This window comes from Dermatophilaceae bacterium Soc4.6 (genome assembly GCA_039889245.1).
GTDB lineage: Bacteria > Actinomycetota > Actinomycetes > Actinomycetales > Dermatophilaceae > Lapillicoccus.
On the sequence record JAZGVH010000002.1, the window covers coordinates 2,208,021 to 2,227,376 of the forward strand.

At 71.7% G+C, this 19,356-nt stretch carries 22 protein-coding genes; 13 read left to right on the forward strand and 9 right to left on the reverse strand.

The genetic code is table 11. The annotated features are described in order from the left end of the window. Positions 1-537: 537 nt before the first annotated feature. Positions 538-2,145 carry an IS21 family transposase gene (gene istA / locus V3N99_10125; GenBank protein MEO3937102.1) on the forward strand — a complete coding sequence of 536 codons (1,608 nt, stop codon included), beginning with the start codon at positions 538-540 and terminating at the stop codon, positions 2,143-2,145. Further along, a complete protein-coding gene (istB, locus tag V3N99_10130) occupies positions 2,142-2,951 on the forward strand; it encodes an IS21-like element helper ATPase IstB (GenBank protein MEO3937103.1) in 810 nt (269 codons plus the stop codon). Before istA ends, istB begins: the two co-directional genes overlap by 4 nt. A gap of 1,530 nt (positions 2,952-4,481) precedes the next feature. Here istB and V3N99_10135 read toward each other — a convergent pair. From V3N99_10135 to V3N99_10145, 3 genes are read right to left on the reverse strand one after another with little or no spacing between them, the layout of a single operon-like run. Next, entirely contained in the window at positions 4,482-4,814 is a 333-nt protein-coding gene (locus tag V3N99_10135; GenBank protein ID MEO3937104.1) for a hypothetical protein, read from the reverse strand. A gap of 51 nt (positions 4,815-4,865) precedes the next feature. Further along, on the reverse strand, positions 4,866-5,300 hold the full coding sequence (locus V3N99_10140; GenBank protein ID MEO3937105.1) for a heme-binding protein: 435 nt from the start codon (positions 5,298-5,300) through the stop codon (positions 4,866-4,868). A gap of 47 nt (positions 5,301-5,347) precedes the next feature. Then, entirely contained in the window at positions 5,348-5,617 is a 270-nt protein-coding gene (locus V3N99_10145) for an MFS transporter (protein MEO3937106.1), read from the reverse strand. A 4-nt stretch (positions 5,618-5,621) separates the two neighbouring features. Here V3N99_10145 and V3N99_10150 point away from each other — a divergent pair, with 4 nt between their 5' ends. The 3 genes from V3N99_10150 (at position 5,622) to V3N99_10160 (ending at position 7,437) form a co-directional block, all read left to right on the forward strand. Further along, on the forward strand, positions 5,622-6,164 hold the full coding sequence (locus V3N99_10150) for a PadR family transcriptional regulator (protein MEO3937107.1): 543 nt from the start codon (positions 5,622-5,624) through the stop codon (positions 6,162-6,164). 514 nt (positions 6,165-6,678) lie between these two features. Next, a complete protein-coding gene (locus tag V3N99_10155; GenBank protein MEO3937108.1) occupies positions 6,679-6,894 on the forward strand; it encodes a hypothetical protein in 216 nt (71 codons plus the stop codon). Between the two features lie 171 nt (positions 6,895-7,065). Beyond that, positions 7,066-7,437 carry a hypothetical protein gene (locus V3N99_10160; protein MEO3937109.1) on the forward strand — a complete coding sequence of 124 codons (372 nt, stop codon included), beginning with the start codon at positions 7,066-7,068 and terminating at the stop codon, positions 7,435-7,437. A gap of 36 nt (positions 7,438-7,473) precedes the next feature. Here V3N99_10160 and V3N99_10165 read toward each other — a convergent pair whose 3' ends face one another. Beyond that, positions 7,474-8,010, reverse strand: a complete 537-nt coding sequence (locus V3N99_10165; protein ID MEO3937110.1) for a GNAT family protein — start codon at positions 8,008-8,010, stop codon at positions 7,474-7,476. Positions 8,011-8,097: 87 nt separating this feature from the next. Here V3N99_10165 and V3N99_10170 point away from each other — a divergent pair, with 87 nt between their 5' ends. Further along, on the forward strand, positions 8,098-8,733 hold the full coding sequence (locus V3N99_10170) for a pyridoxamine 5'-phosphate oxidase family protein (GenBank protein MEO3937111.1): 636 nt from the start codon (positions 8,098-8,100) through the stop codon (positions 8,731-8,733). An 18-nt stretch (positions 8,734-8,751) separates the two neighbouring features. On the opposite strand, the gene V3N99_10175 is transcribed toward V3N99_10170, so the two are convergent. Further along, positions 8,752-9,099 carry a UBP-type zinc finger domain-containing protein gene (locus V3N99_10175; GenBank protein ID MEO3937112.1) on the reverse strand — a complete coding sequence of 116 codons (348 nt, stop codon included), beginning with the start codon at positions 9,097-9,099 and terminating at the stop codon, positions 8,752-8,754. 146 nt (positions 9,100-9,245) lie between these two features. Here V3N99_10175 and V3N99_10180 point away from each other — a divergent pair, with 146 nt between their 5' ends. The 3 genes from V3N99_10180 (at position 9,246) to V3N99_10190 (ending at position 10,185) form a co-directional block, all read left to right on the forward strand. Further along, positions 9,246-9,578 carry a sigma factor gene (locus V3N99_10180; GenBank protein MEO3937113.1) on the forward strand — a complete coding sequence of 111 codons (333 nt, stop codon included), beginning with the start codon at positions 9,246-9,248 and terminating at the stop codon, positions 9,576-9,578. Next, positions 9,548-9,742: a hypothetical protein gene (locus tag V3N99_10185; GenBank protein ID MEO3937114.1), complete on the forward strand. Its 195-nt coding sequence runs from the start codon at positions 9,548-9,550 to the stop codon at positions 9,740-9,742. Before V3N99_10180 ends, V3N99_10185 begins: the two co-directional genes overlap by 31 nt. 98 nt (positions 9,743-9,840) lie before the next feature. Beyond that, a complete protein-coding gene (locus V3N99_10190) occupies positions 9,841-10,185 on the forward strand; it encodes a hypothetical protein (GenBank protein ID MEO3937115.1) in 345 nt (114 codons plus the stop codon). Between the two features lie 178 nt (positions 10,186-10,363). Here the strand turns inward: V3N99_10190 and V3N99_10195 are convergent, their stop codons facing one another. Then, complete coding sequence (locus tag V3N99_10195; protein MEO3937116.1) at positions 10,364-11,494, reverse strand: acyl-CoA desaturase; 1,131 nt, start codon at positions 11,492-11,494, stop codon at positions 10,364-10,366. A 237-nt stretch (positions 11,495-11,731) separates the two neighbouring features. Here V3N99_10195 and V3N99_10200 point away from each other — a divergent pair, with 237 nt between their 5' ends. From V3N99_10200 to V3N99_10210, 3 genes are all read left to right on the forward strand, one after another. Further along, the gene (locus tag V3N99_10200) at positions 11,732-15,067 is read left to right on the forward strand and encodes a DEAD/DEAH box helicase (GenBank protein MEO3937117.1); all 3,336 of its coding nucleotides are present in this window, start codon (positions 11,732-11,734) and stop codon (positions 15,065-15,067) included. Between the two features lie 121 nt (positions 15,068-15,188). Next, the gene (locus V3N99_10205) at positions 15,189-15,422 is read left to right on the forward strand and encodes a hypothetical protein (protein ID MEO3937118.1); all 234 of its coding nucleotides are present in this window, start codon (positions 15,189-15,191) and stop codon (positions 15,420-15,422) included. Between the two features lie 103 nt (positions 15,423-15,525). After that, positions 15,526-16,476, forward strand: a complete 951-nt coding sequence (locus tag V3N99_10210; protein MEO3937119.1) for a DMT family transporter — start codon at positions 15,526-15,528, stop codon at positions 16,474-16,476. Here the strand turns inward: V3N99_10210 and map are convergent. The 3 genes from map to V3N99_10225 all read right to left on the reverse strand — a co-directional run bounded on the left by map (position 16,436) and on the right by V3N99_10225 (position 18,572). Next, positions 16,436-17,203, reverse strand: coding sequence for a type I methionyl aminopeptidase (map, locus tag V3N99_10215; GenBank protein MEO3937120.1), 768 nt, complete (start codon positions 17,201-17,203; stop codon positions 16,436-16,438). The genes V3N99_10210 and map overlap by 41 nt on opposite strands. Before the next feature lie 128 nt (positions 17,204-17,331). Further along, complete coding sequence (locus tag V3N99_10220) at positions 17,332-17,733, reverse strand: pyridoxamine 5'-phosphate oxidase family protein (GenBank protein MEO3937121.1); 402 nt, start codon at positions 17,731-17,733, stop codon at positions 17,332-17,334. Continuing rightward, positions 17,733-18,572: an alpha/beta hydrolase gene (locus V3N99_10225; GenBank protein MEO3937122.1), complete on the reverse strand. Its 840-nt coding sequence runs from the start codon at positions 18,570-18,572 to the stop codon at positions 17,733-17,735. Before V3N99_10225 ends, V3N99_10220 begins: the two co-directional genes overlap by 1 nt. 23 nt (positions 18,573-18,595) lie before the next feature. On the opposite strand from V3N99_10225, the gene V3N99_10230 reads away from it, so the two are divergent. Then, positions 18,596-19,267, forward strand: a complete 672-nt coding sequence (locus V3N99_10230) for an LON peptidase substrate-binding domain-containing protein (protein ID MEO3937123.1) — start codon at positions 18,596-18,598, stop codon at positions 19,265-19,267. The last annotated feature ends 89 nt before the right edge of the window (positions 19,268-19,356 follow it).

A 19,356-nucleotide genomic window follows, 5' to 3' on the forward strand; every position in this document is an offset into this window, starting at 1 on the left:
CAATCGCGAGCCGGGACAGGAGACCCGACGGCCCGGACGGTGGACAAGCCGCCTACATCTGTGGCACCGCTGGCGGACGCACCGTTACCCCGACAGCTCCGAGTTTGGAGCCAGGTACCAGGAGTGCCTCGACTGCGGCAAGCAACGAGACGTTCCTGTGGGGCTCGGCCTCGTTGGCTGAACCATGCACCCTGGACTGGGACCCCGACGACGAGGACGTGCCCGTCGCCCGTGCTGTCGCACGTCGTCCCCTAGGGTGTGCGCGAGGTCCTGGCGTCTCACCTCGCGTACTGGTGGTCCTGCGACCCTCAAGAACGCGCGGCACGGGACCGTCGAGGACATCCAGTGGCAGCGGCCACGAGAAACTGCCCGGAGGCGGCCACATAACTGCCCGGTAGCGGCCACGAGAAGTGCCCGCTGACGGTCACGGGATCTGCCCGACACGAGTTCGTTGGCCTCACCGCATACAGCGGTTGAGGCCCCTCCTGGGGTGCGGTGGCGGTGCTGATGCGCCTGCCGCCCCCCAGGAGGGACACCATGAAGTCTGCCGAGGAGATCATGAACATGTTGGAAGCCTTCGACCTGACCGGGTCGTTGCGGGACGCCGGGGAGTTGTCCGGGGTCTCGCACCACACCGTCGCGAGGTACGTCGCCGCCCGCGAATCGGGCGTCCTGTCCGATCGTCCCGCTGCGAGACCGCAGCTGATCGACGAGTTCCTGCCCAAGATCGAGGAGTGGATCGAGCGGTCCAAGGGCAAGCTCCGCGCGGATCGAGCCCACGAGAAGCTCGCAGCCCTCGGGTACACCGGGTCCGAGCGCACGACCCGACGCGCGGTCGCGGCGGTGAAGAAGGACTACCGCCTCGGTCGTGTCCGCGTCCACCGTCCGTGGGTGACGGAGCCGGGGATGTGGCTGCAGTACGACTTCGGTGACGGCCCGGTCATCGACGGGGTGAAGACCACGTTGTTCATCGCGTGGTTGGCGTGGTCGCGGTTCCGGGTGGTCCTGCCGATCCGGGACAAGACGATGCCGTCGGTGATGGCCGCGCTCGACGTGACGCTGCGCCGGCTCGGTGGCGCCCCGACGTACGTGTTGACGGACAACGAGAAGACCGTCACGACCGAGCATGTCGCCGGGGTGCCGGTGCGCAACCCGGGGATCGTCGCCTTCGCTCGGCACTACGGTCTCACCATTCACACCTGCGTCCCGGCTGACCCGGCGTCGAAGGGTGGGTCGGAGTCGTCGGTGAAGATCGCCAAGGCTGACCTGGTCCCGAAGGACACGAACCTGCGCGAGCAGTACGCCTCGTTCGCGCAGCTCGAGGCCGCGTGCGAGGAGTTCTGTGACCACGTCAACACGAGGGTCCACCGGGTCACCCGCCGGGTCCCGGTGGAGATGCTCGCCGAGGAACACGCCCGGCTTCACCCCATCCCGCTCGTCCCGCACACGGTCGCGTTTGGGGTGACCCGGACCGTGCCGCCGAGCACCCCGATGGTCTCGTTCGAGGGTGGGCAGTACTCCGTCCCGGCCCGGCTGCTCGGTCAAACGGTGTGGGTCCGCGTCCACGGCAAAGGCGCTGACGAGGTGATCGTGCTCGTGCACGTCGGCCCGACCGGGCCGGTCGAAGTCGCCCGCCACGCCCGTGCTACCCCGGGCAGCCCGAAGATCAACGATGACCACTTCCCCCACACCCCCGTGGGGGCGCTGGGGCGGAAACCGTTGGCCCGGAACGCTGCTGAGGTTGAGTTCCTGACCATCGGTGACGGTGCCCGGCTGTGGCTGAGCGAGGCCGCGGCCGCGGGCACGACGAAGATCCGGGTCAAGATGGCCCAGGCCGTGACGTTGGCGAAGCTGTTCGACACCAAGGACGTCGACTGGGCGCTGGGCCACGCCGCGGTTCACGCCCGGTTCGCCGAGGCCGACCTCGCGTCCATCCTCGATCACCACCAACACGTCACGCGGAACGCGGCGGTCAGCCGTGCCGGAGAAGACGGGTCCCTGACCCAGGGCACCTCCAGCTGGGCCGCCCTCGGCGCTGCCACGACTTCGACCTTGACCTCGGGCCCGGAGACGGCGTCGTCGTCGGCGCTGTGTAACGACCGTGCTGTCACGGTCAACGACCCTCGACCGGAGGTGACCTCGTGAGCTCGGCGACGAAGACGACCGCAGCCCCGGCCCTGGGTGTCCCGGCCCCACCGCCGCTGCCCGACGACCTCGAGGCGCTGCTGCGGCGGTTACGCCTGCCGCACATCCGGCGCCACGCCCCTGAAGTCGTCGCGACCGCGAAGGCCCAACGGTGGGAACCCGTCGAGGTCCTGCGGGCCCTGCTCGGCGAGGAAGCCGCCGGCAGGGAACGGTCCGCCCTCGCGACCCGCCGCAGCACCGCCGGGTTCCCCACGGGCAAGACGTTCGACGCGTGGGACCCGCAGGCCTCCTCGATCCCCGCGCCGACCCAGCAGGCCCTGCGGACCTTGGAGTGGGTCCACCGGCGGGAGAACCTCGTCGTGTGCGGCCCCTCGGGCACCGGCAAGACGTTCCTGCTCGAGGCCCTGGGCCAGCAAGCCGTCGAGCAAGGCCTGAAGGTCGCCTGGTTCACCCTCGAAGACCTCGGCATCCTGCTACGCCGCCACCGCGCCGACGACACCGTCACCCGCGCCATCGCCCGCGTCCTGCGAGCAGATCTCGTCGTGGTCGACGACATTGGCCTGCTCCCCGTGGCCCACGACGCCGCCGAGGGCCTATACCGCCTCGTCGATGCCGCGTACGAGAAGCGGTCCATCGCGATCAGCTCGAACCTGCACCCCGCCTCGTTCGACGAGCTGATGCCCAAGACCCTCGCAACCGCGACCGTCGACCGGCTCCTGCACCACGCCCACATCTGTCAGACCACCGGCGACAGCGTCCGCCTGACCCAAGCCCTCGCCGGCGCGGGGGTGAGCCCCTTGACCTGACCCACGCCCTGAGGCCGAGGGTGGCCAGCACTGGGCAGATCCCATGGCCACCACCGGGCAGTTCTCGTGACCGTCACCGGGCAGGTCTCACGACCGCCTCTGGGCAGATCTCAATGGCCCTTGACAATCCAGCTCCACATGGTGACGCGGACCCCGTGACCAGCCCGTCCCATCCCGCGGGGGGCCGCGGCGAAGCTGGCTGCCGGAGTTCACGGCCGGCAGTCGGAACTTCCTCCGCCCCACCGCATGTCCGGGTCGGGGGTTGGGTCGGATGGGTCGGTCTAGTCGGTCGGGTCGGGTCAGGGGACCCGGACGGGGTTCTAGTGGAATGCCGTGCTGTCGCCCGTACCGACCTCACCGTCGAGATTGTCTCCCCAGCACCAGTGCGCTGCGGCGACTGGTCACGGGTCCACCAGTTCGCATGCACGCCGAGTGCGTAGGCCGCTCAGCCCCATCAGGGTGCGAGATCAGGCTGTGTCTTTTCGCCGCGTATGACCGTGAAGCCGTTGCGTCAGAGGCCGGTGGCCGGCAAGGCCCGTCTCGGAGGCGGAACCTCGCGCGGAGACGGATCTGACCCCGGCACAGGCAACCGCGACGAGCGCGGCCGTCCCGGTTTGGGATCGCTCAATGGGCTGCGGTCAGAGACTTGTCATGCCTGACATGATTGCGGGATGAATCGACTGTCCGTGATCGTGCTCATCGCGGCCGGCGCTCTGGCTGTCGGGGGTTGCTCCTCGACCGCGTCGACATCAGTTCCGGCCCCCGTCGGCTTGACAGCTTCCGCTGCGCAGTCGAGGTTCCCGAGCGTCGTCAAGGTGTCCCCGTCACGCGCCTCGGACGGCACCTGGACCTTCGACGTCACGATGAGCTCACCGTACGACTCTCCAGACCGTTATGCCGACGGGTGGCGGGTGAAGAGCGGCGACAGGGTGTTCGGTGAGATGACACTCGGTCACGACCATGCCTCAGAACAACCGTTCACCCGAACGCAGACGAACGTGCGGATCCCCTCCTCAGTCGGCTCGGTGACCATCGAGGGTCACGACCTCAAGAACGGGTACGGCGGTAAAACTGCAACGGTCCCACTACCCGGCTGATGGGGTCGATGCCGCGACCGCTACGTGCGGCACACCGTCATCGATGCTCCGGCGCTCCGGCACCGACCAGATGATTCGGCAGACGTTGATTACCCCATCAATGGTCCGCACTGCGTTAATCACGTGTGTGGAGTGCGTTCATACAGAATTTTGTGCCCACCTCAAGGAGCGCGCAAGGACCCAGGGACCGGTGACCAGAACGAGGATCTGCTGGGGAGACCCGTGCTTGACTTCACCCATGCCCACCACCCGTCTCACCTATGTCGGACCGCCCGCGTAGACCGGCGCCCCTGCGTTAGCCCTGAGAAGCACGAGGTGCCTCAGCCGACTATCAGCCCCCCATGGAGACGAAGGACCTCGCGACAGAGATGGGCTCGGTCTCCGTGCAGCTACTGGACCCGTCTCGGACATCGTCTCAACCGCTCGCGCCTTCTCAAGTCGGTTTGCCGACACTCAGGCCCCAGAAGAGCGCGACCACGCGCTCCAGCGTGTCGGGCTCGGAGAACGACTCCAGATTGGCAGCGGACATCGCGGGCGACACCGTGCTGCGGGAGAACATGTCGGCCGCGTAGGCACCCGGCACCCGTGGCCACAGGTGGCCGACCGGCAGGGCATGAATCAGTCGGGGGATGATCTCGTCACCGGCGTTCTGGATCGGCGCGTTCAGTGCGGGGCTCCAACTCTTGAGTTGCCTAAGGAGCCAGGCGCGGTCCCCAGCCGGGTCGGCGGTGGGTCGCCCGTGGGTCGCCCGCAGGAGGTTGGCCAAGCGGGAGCCGCTGTCCTGTTGTTGGGCGGGCTTTGCGAAGAGTCGGTCGAGTCAGCCGTTGGCGTCGTGCGCGCCGGTCAGCCGTGCGGCAGCCGTGGAGGCGACGGCGGCATCATCGGCCGGGTCGGTGCTCCCGCCGACGCCGACGGCGCCGACGATCCTGCCGTGCTGGCGCAGCACAAGGCCACCGGGGAAAACGGCAACGGGCCATGACACGCCGGACGTGAGGGCGGGCACGAGGGGTGAGGTCGGCGGCAGTGCCCCCGTGTCGGCCCCGAGCCACACGGCGGTGCGGGCCTTGCTCAGCGCACTGTCGGCAGCGGCTATCGGGGCGTCGGGGTGGCGGGCGTGCAGCAGCACGTGCCCGCCGTCGTCGACGAGGCAGATCCCTGAGGGAATGGAGCGCCGGTCGGCCTCGGCGAGAGCGGTGTGCAGCGCGTCGAGCAAGTGCTGGAGGGTGAACGGGGCATGTGGGGGCTCCTTCATGGGGAACGGCGACGGGAACGTCGGCGCTTGGGGGGTGAGCGACGCGCCTAGCGCGCAATAGCAGGACGCTGCTGACGGCGCCCGACGAGGAACAGGCGGCGGCGCCCGAACCGGTCACCGAGGGTGCCGCAGGGCAGCAGCAGCACAGCAAACGGCAGCGTGTAACCGGTGACCACGGCGCTGAGCGACCCGAGGTCGGCGTACAGGTCGCTCTGCACCGACGGCAGCGCCACGGTCACGATGGTGGTGTCGAGCAGGACCATGAAGAAGGCAAGGCCCGTCACGAGCAAGGTGGGGCGCTGATGGGCCGACGACATCGGCATGGATCCTCACGCTGCCTGGCTCGCGCTCGGGCTGTTGCTGGACGAGCCGGCCAGCGGCTACGACCTGTGGCACAGGGCTGAGCGCAGCGTGGTGCACTTCTGGCCGGTGACGAGGTCGGCCTTGTACGCCGAGCTGCCCCGGCTGCAGCAGCGCGGCCTCGTCGAGAGCACCGACGTCCCCCAGGCGGCCTCCCCCACCAAGCGAGTCTACGCGGTGACCCCCGCCGGGCGGGAGGCGTTCCAGGCGTGGCTGACCCACCTCGACGTGAGCGAACGGCCACGACACCCGCAGCAGCTGCTCCTGTTCTTCGCGGCGCATGCCCCGGTCGAGAACGTCACCCGACTGCTCGCCAGCTGGCGCAGCCAAACCGAGGCGTCCGAGACCCACTGCCGGCAGATCCTGACCCACCGCGGCTTCGACCCCGATGGCGGTGGACCACCACCTCACGACCCACGCCTGCTTACCGCCCTGTTTGGGCTGCGCCGCTCCCAGGCCGACCAGGCCTTCCTCGACGAGGCAGCTCGGGCGCTCGACGTCTGACCGCGTGCCTATCAAGCCAAGCGCTCCCCACCAGAACGCCCACAAGACCCGGACCGTCAGACGCCAGATTGTCGCTGACCAAGGCGTGTACAGGCACGTCACGTTCCGCAAGCTGACCTACCGTCCTTGAGGACGTTGCCGGTGCACGTTGCAGGCGTGGCCAGCTTGTCGTGGCTGAGGAGGCAACGCGGTCGGTGTCGATTGCTATCACACAAGACCGCGCCCTTGGCAACCTCCGACATGACGGCGAGGGTTGTCCGATAGGGGACCCGCCTGCGGGAGCGGCGTAAGGCAACCGTGGTCCGCCGTAGTTGGCGTCCCGTTTAGCCCGTCCGGATGGGTGCCCCGGGACCGGGTCGTCCTGCGGTACGCCGCCACTGAGGATCTGGACAAGGTAATGAGAACGCGAGCGTCTCAGCTTCTTGTCAAACCGCAGGCCAGAGCGCTGCTCGGACGACACATCACGCGGGAACCTACATCGACCCACGACCCACCGAGCGCGTAGGCTGAGGCCATGGTTGAACGCTGGCGCTCCTCGGCTGCTCGGGACCTGGTCAAGAAGATCCAGAAGGCGGGCGGTGAGGTAGAACGCGCCGGCACGGGCAAGATGAAGGTCTCTGGCCCGCAGGGCACCGTGACCATCTCGGAGCCGCTGTCCGACTCCAGCAAGGACGTGGCCAGGAACAGTGCCGCCCGGTTGATCCTGGAGAAGACCGGCCTCAAGATCTGACGGCAGGCTCACGGCAAGGCGGAGGGACGCCCGTTGCGTCATCGGACGGGACGCGATAGCCGACGCCGCACCTGAGCCGGCACTCTCCGATCGTCGGATCGCGTGCGAGGTAACAGCAGACGGCCCCCGACGCTCCTCGCGAGCAGGGACTCCTTCCGCGCTCACCACGGTGTGGACGCCGCCCGCCACCAGAGCCAGTTCGACGAGCCGACCGCGCAGGGGCTCACGCGGCACGGGCTGGTCTGGGGCTCCCTCGACTCCCCCGGGACGTTCGTGAGCAAGATGGCCCTCGAGCCCGGCCCGACCGCAGGCGGGCTCGCGACGTCGGCGACGACGACGGCGCGGCTCCTGGGCACCCACGCCGCCTGGGACACCGGCGGCCGGATGCCGGGGACGCGCTACGGCGACCTCGAGGGCACGAGCACCATCGCCCACAGTCGAGGTGACGATCTCGACTGGGCGCTGTTCCTCAACCACCGCATCTCGAACGAGGCGAAGAACGCGCTCGTCACGGCAGTCGACGCCGCTCTCGACGCGCTCTGACGCCGGGCGCCGGGCGGTGCGCCCGAGGCCACCCGGTCAGACTACGGAGGTGTGCTCCGAGCGCAGGATCCCCATGCGCACGATGTCCTCGTAGGCGCCTCGTACCCAGGCGTGCTGGCGCTGCCGTCCCTCGATCACGAAGCCCGCCTTCTCGTAGGCCCGGATCGCGGCGACGTTGGACGCGATCGCCTGCAGGTGGATCCGGCGCAGGTTGTGACGCACGAACCCGAACTCGACGAGCTGGATCATCGCGGCGGTGCCGATGCCACGGCCCCGGGCGTTGAGCACGAGCGCGATCCCCGCCTCGGCGTGGCGGGCGAGCAGGTCGACGTCGAAGAGGGTCGCGCTGCCGACCGCGGTGCCGTCGACGTCGACTACGAGGGAGACCGCCGCTCGCGGGTCGTCGTCGTCGGCCCTCCGCACGAGCCGGGCATCGAAGCGGTCCCTCGTCAGAGGTCGCGGCGCCTGCGGATTTCGCTCCTCCCAGGTATCGAGGTCGGCGGCGATCTCGAACAGGAGATCCAGGTCGTCGACCGTGCTCGGTCGCAGCGACACGGAAGGCGTCTTGGGCACACCGAGGAGACTACGTCGGACCCGACGATCGCCGCCCCGGGTGCGGCCGAGACGACCTCTTAGCCGCCGGCCTGCCAGAGTGCTCCCATGACACGCACCGAGCCCACCCGGCTTCCCGGGAAGATGTCTCGCGACCGGGCGGCGCTCGACGCGCTGCTCGACGCGACCATCGTCGGGCACGTCGCCTTCGTCGCACCCGACGGCGGCCCGGGGATCATGCCGACCGCGGTCGTGCGCTGGGGCGACCGGCTGCTGGTGCACGGGTCGACCGGCTCGCGCTGGCTGGGGATCGTGCGTGACGCGCCGGCTGTCGTCTCGGTCGCCACGGTCGACGGGGTGGTCGTCGCCCGTTCGGCGTTCGAGTCGTCGCTCGTCTACCGCAGCGCGGTCGTCTTCGGCACCTTCGTCGAGGTGACCGGAGACGCCAAGGCGGTCGCCCTCGACGTGCTCACCGACCGCCTCGTGCCGGGTCGGGTGGCCGAGGTGCGCCGCTCGACCCGCAAGGAGCTCGCGGCCACCGTCGTACTGGCGATGCCGCTGCAGGAGTGGTCGCTCCGGCTCTCGGACGAGTGGGCTGAGGACCCGGCGGACGACGTCGCTGGCCCGGCGTGGTCGGGCAAGGTGCTCTTCGGAGAGCGCCCCACCACCGTGGTCGCCGCCCCCGACCTGCGCCCCGCGATCGCGCCACCCCCGTCGGTCACGGGGCTGCGCGCCACCCACTGACCGCCGGAGTGCCCGCCGTCAGCTGAGCTGCTCCTGCCAGTCGTCCGGCACCGCACCGGCCGGCCCCGGCACCGGCTGGTCGTCGGGGTGGCTGGTCGGGGGCGCGAGCGGCGGCCCAGCCAGCATCGACTCGTCGCGGTAGTCGTAGAACCAGTCCTCCCCCGGCTCGTAGCTGGTGAGGAGCGGGTGGCCAGACGCCTCCCAGTGGGCTGTCGCGTGGCGCCCGAGGGAGTTGTCGCAGCAGCCGATGTGCCCGCACGCAGTGCACCGGCGCAGGTGGAACCACCACGAGCCGTCGGCGAGGCACTCCACACAGCCGGTGCCGCTCGGGGCGACGGAGGGGTCGATGGCCGGGTCTGCACTCATTCCCCGACCGTATGCAGCGCCGCCCCCCGACGCGAGTGGTTGGCGTCGTCACGTCGGTGGAGGCAACCTGATCGCTGCCCGCGCGCGTCCACTGGTCAGGTGCCCCGGCGAGGGGCACCATGGTGGGCGACAGCGAGGATGGTCCGGTGAAGATCGCATGGCTGCGGGGCGGGGGCTCCCGTGACGGTGCCCGCGACGAGGACTTCGCCGCCTTCGTCGCGGCTGCCTACCCGTCGCTCTGCCGGACCGCCTACCTCGTCGTGGGCGACTGGCTGCTGGCCGAGGACGTCGTGCAGAACGCCCTGGTCTCGGTCTACCGCAAGTGGGACCGCATCGAGCACGAGGACGGCGCCGGCGACGCCGCCCCCCCCACCGGCACCGACCACGGCACCGACCACCGCACCCACCACCGCACCGACCACCCAGCCGTCGCAGGTGCTCGGGGACGGTGCAGGGGACCTTCTTCCAGGTCAGCCTGACCCGTGAGCGTCCCGACGGGTCGATCGAGCGGGGCGACCTGATCGCGGTCGGCTCTCAGTCCCTGCCCACGACGGCTGAACGCGCCCGGGCCAGCGCGTGGCTGAGCGGCCAGCTCTCCCACCTGGCGACGGCCGTGCTGGCCCTCGAGACGCCCCCGTCCTGACCCGGCCTCGGGCAACCGGACCAGCCACCCGCCGCGTCAACAGGGTGGACGTCGTGACACACCGACAGCGGCGCCACGACTCCTGCGAGAGGCCCGTCATGACCTCGCCCCTCCGCCCCACCCGCGCCCTGCTCGCCGTCACCCTCGCGGCCTGCACGCTGGCTGCCCCCGTCGGGATCAGCACGGCAGGTGCGCGCCTGCCCGGGCCACGACCGGCAGCTCCGCCGCCACCGGCGACTCCGCCACCCCGTCGCCCACCGGCGGCCTGCTCTGGATCTTCCGCTCGGGCTGGCGCCCAGTGGACGCTGCAGGGGCTGAGCTACGTGGGCCGGAGTGCCATGAGCGGCAACAGCGTCTGGGCGGTGGTTGGCCCCGTGGTCGTCGTCGTGGGCGCCGTCGCCGCTGCGCGTGGCTGGAAGGGCCGCTCGGCGACGCGCCCCTGACTGGTCTCGCGCCAGTCCTCCTCGGGGACCCCGCGCGCCACGTCCCCTCCATCTCGCTCGTGTCCCTGCTACCCACCGGGTGCCGGTGTGGTCGGGTCGAGGAGCGGGTGGATCCTGCGCTTCGACCCCCAGCGGGGGGTTGTCCTCGGTCCCGCGCGGTCACTGAGCCCCTACGGGCTCAGCGGCCGAGGTCTCCCGCGAGCGGGCAGGCGAAGGGGTCGCGCTCGCCGAGGCCGACGGCGTCGAGGTAGCGCACGACGATGGCGTACGACGCCACGAGCGTGGTCTCGGTGTAGCTCACCCCGTGCTCCCCGCAGAACGCGCGCACCAGGGGCTGCGCCCGGCGCAGGTTGGCCCGCGGCATGCTCGGGAAGAGGTGGTGCTCGATCTGGTAGTTGAGCCCGCCCATCATCGTGTCGACGACCGGGCCGCCGCGCACGTTGCGCGACATGACGACCTGGCGGGTGAGGAAGTCGAGGCGCGCACCGCGCGGCACGATCGGCATCCCCTTGTGGTTGGGGGCGAACGCGGCCCCGAGCAGCACGCCGAAGACGCCGAGCTGCACGGCGAGGAAGGCGACGGCCTTGCCCGGGGGCAGGAAGACGAAGACGACCGCGAGGTAGCCGCCGAGGCGCAGGGCGAGGAGGGTCGCCTCGAGGCGCCGGTGCGGCAGGTCTCGACGCTGGACCAGGGTCTGGATGCCGGCCACGTGCAGGTTGACCCCCTCGAGCAGCAGGAGGGGGAAGAAGAAGATGCCCTGGTGGCGGGTGAACCAGCCGACCGCTCCGGTGCGCCGGGTCGCGGCGACCGCGGGCGTGAACGCGATCGCGCCGGGCGCGATGTCGGGGTCTCGCCCCTCCTCGTTGGGGCTGGCATGGTGCTTGTTGTGCTTGTGGATCCACCAGCCGTGGCTGAGCCCGATGCCAAGGGTCGAGATCAGCAGGGACGCGCGCAGGTTGGCCCGCGAGGAGGCGAAGACCTGGCGATGGGCGGCGTCGTGACCGAGGAAGCCCAGCTGGGCCACGAGCACGCCGACCCCGGCGGCGACAGTCAGCTGCCACCAGGAGTCTCCGAGCAGGACGGAGGCGGTGACGAGACCGGCGAGGGCGAGCGCCAGCACGAGGGCGTGCCGGGCGTACCAGCCGAGGCGCCGCTCGAGCAGGCCGGCGGCACGCACCTGGGCCAGCAGGGCGGCATACGAGCTGACGTGGTCGCGGGCCCGTGGGCCGGGCGCCCGTGGGTCGGGGGCTCGCCGCGGCTCGCTCGGGGCGGGGGTCGCGATCGATAGCGCGACGGGCTGGACGGCCATGGTGCCTCGTCTCCGACGGTCAGGTGGTGGTGCTCGACCGGGTCCGGGGTCGGGAGCGACGGCGCTCCGGGATGAAGTGGATCACGTGCCGCGGGTCGACGCCAGTAGCGCGACGGGAGCAGCCCCCCCACACTCCCTGTGGACGGCGGGAGACGCTGTCGGTGCGGGTGCCTAGCATGGACACAGGGCCACGCGGTCGGCCTGCGGGCAGCGAGAGCAGGAGGATGAGCGGTGGCCATGGACTCGGCGCACCCCCTCGTGGCCGGCTCGCTCGTCGAGCTCGACGACGAGGACCTGCAGGGCATCACCGGCCCCGCGACCCTCGCGCGGGGCCTGGTCTACGCGTCCCAGGGTCGGGTGCTGGCCGTGACGGCGAGCCAGGACGGGCGGCGCCTCGTCGGGGTCGTCCACGGCAGCGCCGGTCAGGACTACCGCACGACCGTCTGGCTGGAGGCTGACTCCGGCCCCGGCGGCACCGACCTGGCCTACTGGCACAGCACCTGCACGTGCCCGGTGGGCGAGCACTGCAAGCACACCGTCGCTTTGGTGGCCGCTGCGCGCACCCGGCTCGGTGTCGTCGCACCGGGCGGCGGTCGAGCCGATGGCTCGACACGCGCCGTCGCCGCCCTGCAGGCCCCCGACTGGGAGGCCGCCCTCGCCGGTCTGTCCGCGACGCCGGACGACGAGGCCCACTCGCCGGTGGCGCTGCTGCTCGAGGTGACCCGCGCTGGCGCCCGGGCCCGGGTGCAGATGCGGCCGCTCGTGAGGGGCGCCAAGGGCCCGTGGAGCCGCACCCTCGTGACGTGGACCAACGTCGAGCACGACCGGGTCAACCGTGCCCGCATCGACCCCGAGCACCGCCGCCTGCTCGTCGACCTCGCCCAGACCTACCAGCAGCGGCGACGCCGCTTCTACATCGGCTCGGGCGACAAGCTGCACCTCGACGACCTCGGGCCGGGGTGGTGGCTGCTCATGCGCGAGCTGCAGCAGGGTGGGGTCACGCTCCTCAGCGGTGAGAAGGGCCAGCACGAGGTGCGGCTGCGGTCGGGTGGCGCCAGCTTCGTGCTCGACGTGCGACGCGAGGAGGTCGGCGGCGCCGTCCGGGTCCTGCCCCGCGTGTCGCTCCCGCAGGAGTCCGGGTGGGGCGAGCCCGACGTCACCGAGCCCGCCTTCATCGGTGACCCACCGTTCGGCACCGTCTCCATCGCCGACGACGGTGCACTCGAGCTCGCCCGCATCGACCCCCCACTCGACCGCAACCAGGCCCGGTTCCTCGCCCTCGGCTCGGTGCGCATCCCGCCCGAAGACGTCGAGCGCTTCCTCGTGGCGCACACCCCGGTGCTGCGCCGGCAGGTGATGCTCACCTCGACCGACGGCAGCGTCGAGTTCCCGCAGGCGCGCCCGCCCCGCCTCGGTCTCGTGGTCTCCCACGAGCAGTCGCGCCACGAGGTGACCCTCGCCTGGCAGTTCCGGTATGCCGTCGGCGAGCGCACCGTCGTCATCGCACCCGATGCAGCCGGCGGGCAGGGCGTGGCCCGTGACGCCAGCGCCGAGTCACGGCTCCTGCTCGGGCCGGACGTCCTCGCCGAGGTGCCGTCGCTGCGGGTCATGGTGGCGGGCCGACCGCGGCTGGTGCCGACGACCCGGCTGTCCGGCCTGCCCATGCTCACCTTCCTCGACGAGGTCCTGCCGGCCCTGCAGGCCGACCCCGGGCTCGACGTGCAGGTCCTCGGTGAGCGCAGCTACGCCGAGGCCGACGAGGCCCCCGTGGTGCAGCTGACCGTCACCGACCCGCGCATCTCGGTGCCGGGCAAGACCGACTGGTTCGACCTCACCGTCGACGTGACGATCGGCGGCGAGAAGGTGCCGATGGCGACCCTGCTCACCGCCCTCGCGACCAGGGTCGGTCACGTCATCCTCGACAGCGGCACGTGGTTCCGCACCGACCTGCCCGAGCTCGACGAGCTGCGCCGACTGCTGCAGGAGGCACGCGACCTGCAGGACGACAACAGCGTCGACGGCCCGCTGCGCGTCACGCCCTACCAGGCCGACCTCTGGGAGGAGCTGGTGCACCTCGGAGTGGTGCGCGAACAGAGCGCCCGGTGGGCGCAGGCGGTCTCGGCCCTGTCGGGAGACGACGGGCGGCAGTCACCGACCGTGCCCGCGGGCCTGATGGCGACGCTGCGCCCCTACCAGGAGGAGGGGTTCACCTGGCTCGCGCTGCTGCGCCGCGCCGGCCTCGGCGGCATCCTCGCCGACGACATGGGCCTCGGCAAGACCCTGCAGGCGCTGGCCATGGTGCTGGCCGCCCGCGACGAGCAGCCCGACGGGCCTCCGGTGCTCGTCGTCGCCCCGACCAGCGTGCTGCCCACCTGGGCCAGCGAGGCCGCGAGGTTCTGCCCGTCGCTCAAGGTGGTCACCCTCGGGTCGACGAGCCGCAAGCGCGGCACCGAGGTCGCCGAGGCGGTGGCGGGCGCCGACCTCGTCGTCACCTCGTATGCCGTCTTCCGCCTCGACGCCCCCGGCTTCCGCGAGACGGCCTGGTCGGCGCTGGTGCTCGACGAGGCGCAGTTCGCCAAGAACCACCAGTCGCAGGTGCACCAGTGCGCGCGACGGCTGCCGGCACCGGTCAAGTTCGCCATCACGGGCACGCCGATGGAGAACAACCTGATGGAGCTGTGGGCCCTGCTGTCGATCGTCGCCCCCGGCCTCTTCCCCAGCCCGCAGCGCTTCTCCGAGGTCTACCGTCGGCCGATCGAGAGCGGCGAGGCCCCCGAGCGGCTCACGACGCTGCGCTCGCGCATCCGCCCGGTCGTGCTGCGCCGCACCAAGGACGCGGTGGCCTCCGACCTGCCCCCGAAGCAGGAGCAGGTGCTCGAGGTGACGCTGTCGCCGAAGCACCGCCGCATCTACGACACCCACCTGCAGCGCGAGCGACAGAAGCTGCTGGGCCTGCTCGACGACCCGCAGGGCAACCGGATGGCGATCTTCCGCTCGCTCACCCTGCTGCGGCAGCTCAGCCTCGACCCGGCCCTGGTCGACGCCGCCCACGAGGAGGTGGGCTCGGCCAAGCTCGACACCCTGCTCGAGCTGCTCGAGCCGCTGCTCGCCGAGAAGCACCGCGTCCTCGTCTTCAGCCAGTTCACCCGCTACCTGGCGCGGGCCCGCACCCGCCTCGAGGCGGCGGGCATCGGTTACACCTACCTCGACGGCTCGACGAGCAACCGCGGCGCCGTCATCGACGAGTTCCGCACGGGCGACGCCCCGGTCTTCCTCATCAGCCTCAAGGCGGGCGGCTTCGGCCTGACCCTCACCGAGGCCGACTACGTCGTCCTGCTCGACCCGTGGTGGAATCCTGCCGCCGAGGCCCAGGCCGTCGACCGCGTGCACCGCATCGGCCAGGACAAGCACGTCATGGTCTACCGCCTCGTGTCCGCCGACACCATCGAGCAGAAGGTCGTCGCGCTGCAGGAGCGCAAGCGTCAGCTCTTCGGGCAGGTCATCGACGGCGGTGCGCTCTCGAGCGGGCAGATCACCGCCGACGAGATCCGCGGGCTGCTCGCAGCCGACTGAGCCCCGGCGCCGGGTCGCGCCGGGAAGCCGGCCTCGGCGACTTGCGGCCCACGAGAGCCGACGACACACTGGCGACAGGCTTTCGGCGTCGGTCGAACGCGGGACGACGGGGGAGTGCCTCATGGAGATGACGTCGTGGAGCGAGCTGAGCCGGCGGACGCGGCGGCTCATCCTGGTCGCGGGGGCCCTCGACGCGACCCTCCGGATCGCTGCGCTCGTCGACCTGCGGCGACGTCCCGCGAGCGAGGTGCGCGGGCCGAAGCGTCGCTGGGCCGTCGCGCTCGTCCTGGGCAACACCATGGGCGCCCTGCCTCTCGCCTACTTCGTCCGCGGCCGCACCCCCGCCAGGCACTGACCGCCTCCCCCTGACCCGACCCCGGGGCCCACCCGGCCGCGCACCGACCGGATGCCCCACCCCGGGTACCCGGCCGTGACGTAGGCCGTGACACCATTCGCCGGTGGCGGTGGACCAGAGGCGAGGGGAGTCCACCTCGCTCCCCGTCGCCCCCGCGGTCGCCTTCGTGCTCGTGTGGTCCTCGGGCTACATCGCCGGCCCGTACGGCGTGCGCACCATGGGCGCCCTCACCCTCGTCGCCTGGCGCTTCGCCCTCGCGGCGCTCGTCGCGGCGGCGCTCGCCCTCGCCCTGCGGCGCCGCCCGGGCATCGACCGGGCGATGGCGGCCCGCATCGCCGTCGTCGGGTTCGTGATGAACGGGCTGCTGTTCGGCCTGATGTACCTCGGCTTCGCCGCGGGGCTGAGCGGCACGCTCGGCTCGCTGCTGCACTCGCTCAGCCCGGTGCTCACGGCGCTGCTGGCCGCCGTCATCCTGCGCGAGCGCCTCAGCCGCGTGCAGGTCGTCGGCTTCGTGGTCGGCGTCGTCGGGGTGCTCGTCGTCCTCGGGCCGGACCTCGACCAGGCGGGCGGGATCGTGGGGGTGGCCCTCGGCGTGCTCGGCACCCTCGCGCTGAGCCTCGGCACGCTGGGCCAGCGGTGGATCGGTGGGCGGCCCGACCCGATCTGGTCGGCGACCCTGCAGTTCGCCGTGTCGGCCCCTCCGGTCTGGGTCCTGGCGCTCGCGACAGAGGGGCTCTACCCGGTCTCCGACCCGACCGGGGCGGCCCTCTCGCTCGGCTACCTCGCCATCGCCAACTCGGTGCTCGGTCTGCTCCTGCTCGGCACCCTGGTGCGGGCCCGCGGGGCCGGGGCCGCGGCCAGCCTCTTCTTTCTCATGCCGCCGGTCACGGCCGTGCTCGAGTGGCTGGTGCTCCACCGCACGCTCACCGTGCGCGAGCTCGCGGGGCTCGTGATCGCGGTGGCCGGGGTCGCCGTGGCGACCCGCCGCCGCACCCCCGGACCCACACCCCGGACTACCCGCGGGCGGTCATCACGATCGGGTCGCCGTCGGTGATGGCGATGGTGTGCTCGACGTGCGCCCCCCGCGACCCGTCGGCGCTGCGGATGGTCCACCCGTCGTCGTCGAAGCGGATCTGGTCACTCGCCTGCAGGAACCACGGCTCGACCGCGATGACCAGCCCCGGCCGCAGCGGGTAGCCCCGGCCGGCCCGCCCGTCGTTGGCCACGTGCGGGTCGCCGTGCATGGTGCGACCGACTCCGTGGCCGCCGAACTGCGTGTTGACCCCCAGCCCGTGGGCGCGCGCGACCGCACCGATCGCGGCCGACAGGTCACCGATCTTGTTCCCGTTGCGGGCCACCGCGATGGCCGCGTCGAGCGCCTCCTGGCAGGTCGCGATGAGCGCGAGGTCCTCGTCACGGGCCTCACCCACCACGAGGCTGAGGGCCGAGTCGCTCACCCAGCCATCGAGGCTCACGGCGAAGTCGAGACTCAGCAGGTCACCGTCACGCAGCCGGTATGGATGCGGCAGCCCGTGCAGCACCGCGTCGTTGACGGACGTGCACAGCACCTTGCCGAACGGCATCGCGCCGAAGCTGGGGTGGTAGTCGATGTAGCACGACGTCGCCCCCGCCTCGCGGATCAGGTCGTGCGCCAGGGCGTCGAGCTCGAGCAGGTCGACCCCGACGTCGGCGGCCTCGGCGAGGGCGGTGAGCGTCGAGGCGACGAAACGCCCCGCGGGGCGCATCTCCTCGACCTGGGTGGGGGTGAGCAGCTCGATCATCCCCTCCAGCGTATGCCGCCGGTGGCGACTCCGTCCGGGCGGGTGGCTGGTGGCGGAGCGGGGTGAAACGTCGCGCCCCGGAGCGACGTTCTACCTCGGTACGCAGCGGGGTAAAACGCCCGCCCCGCTCAGAAGTACCCGATCGCCGCCTCGACGTCCATCAGCAGCACCACGCGCTGCGGGTTCGGCTTCGGGACGCGGTAGCGGGCGGCATACCGGTGCTCGGCGTCCTGCACGACCGCGAGCTCGCGCGAGAGCCGCATCCGGCCCTCGAGCGCCACCCACCGACGGCCGTCGACCTGCGCCAGCACCGCGGGGGCACCGTCCCCGCCCGCCCGCTCCACGTTGGCGACCTTCTGGTTGCCGTCGCTGGTGATCACCCGCGCGGTCAGGGTGGGCAGGTCGACCGTGAAGGCGATCGCCGTCACGTGCGGGGTGCCGTCGGCGCGCAGCGTGGTGAGCGTGGCGAGGTGGCGCTCGGTGAGGAAGACGGCGATCTCCGGCGGCAGCGCCGCAGGGTCGAAGCGCATCAGCGCGTCGACTGCACGCGCGCGATGATCTCGTCGGCGCACGCCCCGGCGGCGACCTCGGGCAGCCAGTGGCCCTCGGGCAGCTCGACGAAGCGGTAGTCGGCCGTCACCAGGGCCGCCGTGCCCTCGGCGGCGACCCGCCCGAGGAAGGCGTCGCTGCTGCCCCAGACGAAGGTCGTCGGCACCTTGCTGCGGTGCATCGACCCCTTCGAGAACGGCATCCCGCGATACCAGTTCATCGTCGCGGTCAGCCGCCCCGGCTCCCTCATCCTGGCGAGGTAGCGCTCGGCGACCGCGGTCGGCAGCCCCGACCGCAGCAGCCCCGGCCGGAAGGTCCGCTCGAAGAGCGCCTCGGGCAGCCACGGCAGCTGGAACCACGCCATGTAGGCCGAGTGCATCGCCTGCCACCGCGTGCGGTAGGCCTGCGCGAGCGCCGCCGGGTGGGGCGTGGACAGCACGGTCAGCGAGGCCACCCGGTCGCGGTGGCTGCCGGCCACGGCCCACGCGACCGCCCCGCCCCAGTCGTGGCCGACGACGTGCGCCCTCTCCAGGCCGGCCGCGTCGAGCAGCGCCACGACGTCGGCCACGAGCTCGTCGGTCGTGTAGGCCCGGCGCCCCCTCGGGCGGGCCCGCGGGCTGTAGCCGCGCTGATCGGGGGCGAGGGTGCGCAGACCGGCGCCCTGCAGGTGCCTCGCGACCTCGTCCCAGCACTGGCGGTCGGCGGGGAAGCCGTGCAGCAGCACCACGGCCTCCTCCGGCCCGGGTCCGGAGTCGGTCACGTCGAAGGTCAGGTCGCCCCGGCGGAAGGTCGTGAGGGGCTCGAGGGAGGCGTCAGGCATGCCGACATCGTAGGGTCGCAGAGGTGGACTCCCTCCCGCTCTTCCCCCTCGGCTCTGTCCTGCTGCCCGGAGCACCGCTCGCCCTCCAGGTCTTCGAGCCGCGCTACGTGCAGCTGATGCACGACCTGCTCGGGGAGGGGGCCCGCACCGAGGGCGTGTCACCGCAGTTCGGTGTGGTCGCCATCCGGCGCGGCTTCGAGGTGGGCGAGGGCATCCGTGACACCCACGACGTCGGCACGGTCGCGCGCATCGAGCAGATCGGCCTGATCGGTCAGGGCGTCTTCGGCGTGGTCGCGGTCGGGGCCGAGCGCTTCCACCTGCGTGGGCTCGACGAGACCAGCAGCACGCCCTACCTGACGGGGCTGGTGCAGCGGCTCGCCGAGCCGATCGGCGACCCCGAGCGGGCGGCCACGCTGGGCCGCGAGCTGGTCGTCGCGGTGGGGCTGCACCTCGACGCGCGCGGCGAGGAGCTCGCGGCCGAGGGCCAGCCCCCCGACGACCCCACCGGCATCTCCTACTGGGCGCCCCGGGTGCTCGAGCTCGAGCCGCAGGAGACGCAGGTGCTGCTGGCCGCCCCCGACACCGAGACGCGGCTGAGCATGGTCCTGCGCACGATCCGCCGCGAGACCCAGATCGAGGACCGTCTCGGGGTGACGCTGGCGCCGCGACCCGCGCCCCCGTCCAACCTCAACTAGCCTGACCGACGTCGGCTGGCGTTCCTGCATGGTGGCGACGTGGCGGCACTGACCTGGGAGCTCTTCTCCGACGCCCTCGAGATGGGCAC

Coding starts and splice junctions, on each gene's coding strand:
- V3N99_10225 (MEO3937122.1), bottom strand. CDS start 18,572: ATGCCTGACGCCTCCCTCGAGCCCCTCACGACCTTCCGCCGGGGCGAC.
- V3N99_10145 (MEO3937106.1), bottom strand. CDS start 5,617: ATGTCGTCGGCCCATCAGCGCCCCACCTTGCTCGTGACGGGCCTTGCC.
- V3N99_10220 (MEO3937121.1), bottom strand. CDS start 17,733: ATGCGCTTCGACCCTGCGGCGCTGCCGCCGGAGATCGCCGTCTTCCTC.
- V3N99_10150 (MEO3937107.1), top strand. CDS start 5,622: ATGGATCCTCACGCTGCCTGGCTCGCGCTCGGGCTGTTGCTGGACGAG.
- V3N99_10195 (MEO3937116.1), bottom strand. CDS start 11,494: ATGGCCGTCCAGCCCGTCGCGCTATCGATCGCGACCCCCGCCCCGAGC.
- V3N99_10140 (MEO3937105.1), bottom strand. CDS start 5,300: ATGAAGGAGCCCCCACATGCCCCGTTCACCCTCCAGCACTTGCTCGAC.
- V3N99_10200 (MEO3937117.1), top strand. CDS start 11,732: ATGGACTCGGCGCACCCCCTCGTGGCCGGCTCGCTCGTCGAGCTCGAC.
- V3N99_10205 (MEO3937118.1), top strand. CDS start 15,189: ATGGAGATGACGTCGTGGAGCGAGCTGAGCCGGCGGACGCGGCGGCTC.
- map (MEO3937120.1), bottom strand. CDS start 17,203: ATGATCGAGCTGCTCACCCCCACCCAGGTCGAGGAGATGCGCCCCGCG.
- istA (MEO3937102.1), top strand. CDS start 538: ATGAAGTCTGCCGAGGAGATCATGAACATGTTGGAAGCCTTCGACCTG.
- V3N99_10190 (MEO3937115.1), top strand. CDS start 9,841: ATGACCTCGCCCCTCCGCCCCACCCGCGCCCTGCTCGCCGTCACCCTC.
- V3N99_10155 (MEO3937108.1), top strand. CDS start 6,679: ATGGTTGAACGCTGGCGCTCCTCGGCTGCTCGGGACCTGGTCAAGAAG.
- V3N99_10175 (MEO3937112.1), bottom strand. CDS start 9,099: ATGAGTGCAGACCCGGCCATCGACCCCTCCGTCGCCCCGAGCGGCACC.
- V3N99_10170 (MEO3937111.1), top strand. CDS start 8,098: ATGACACGCACCGAGCCCACCCGGCTTCCCGGGAAGATGTCTCGCGAC.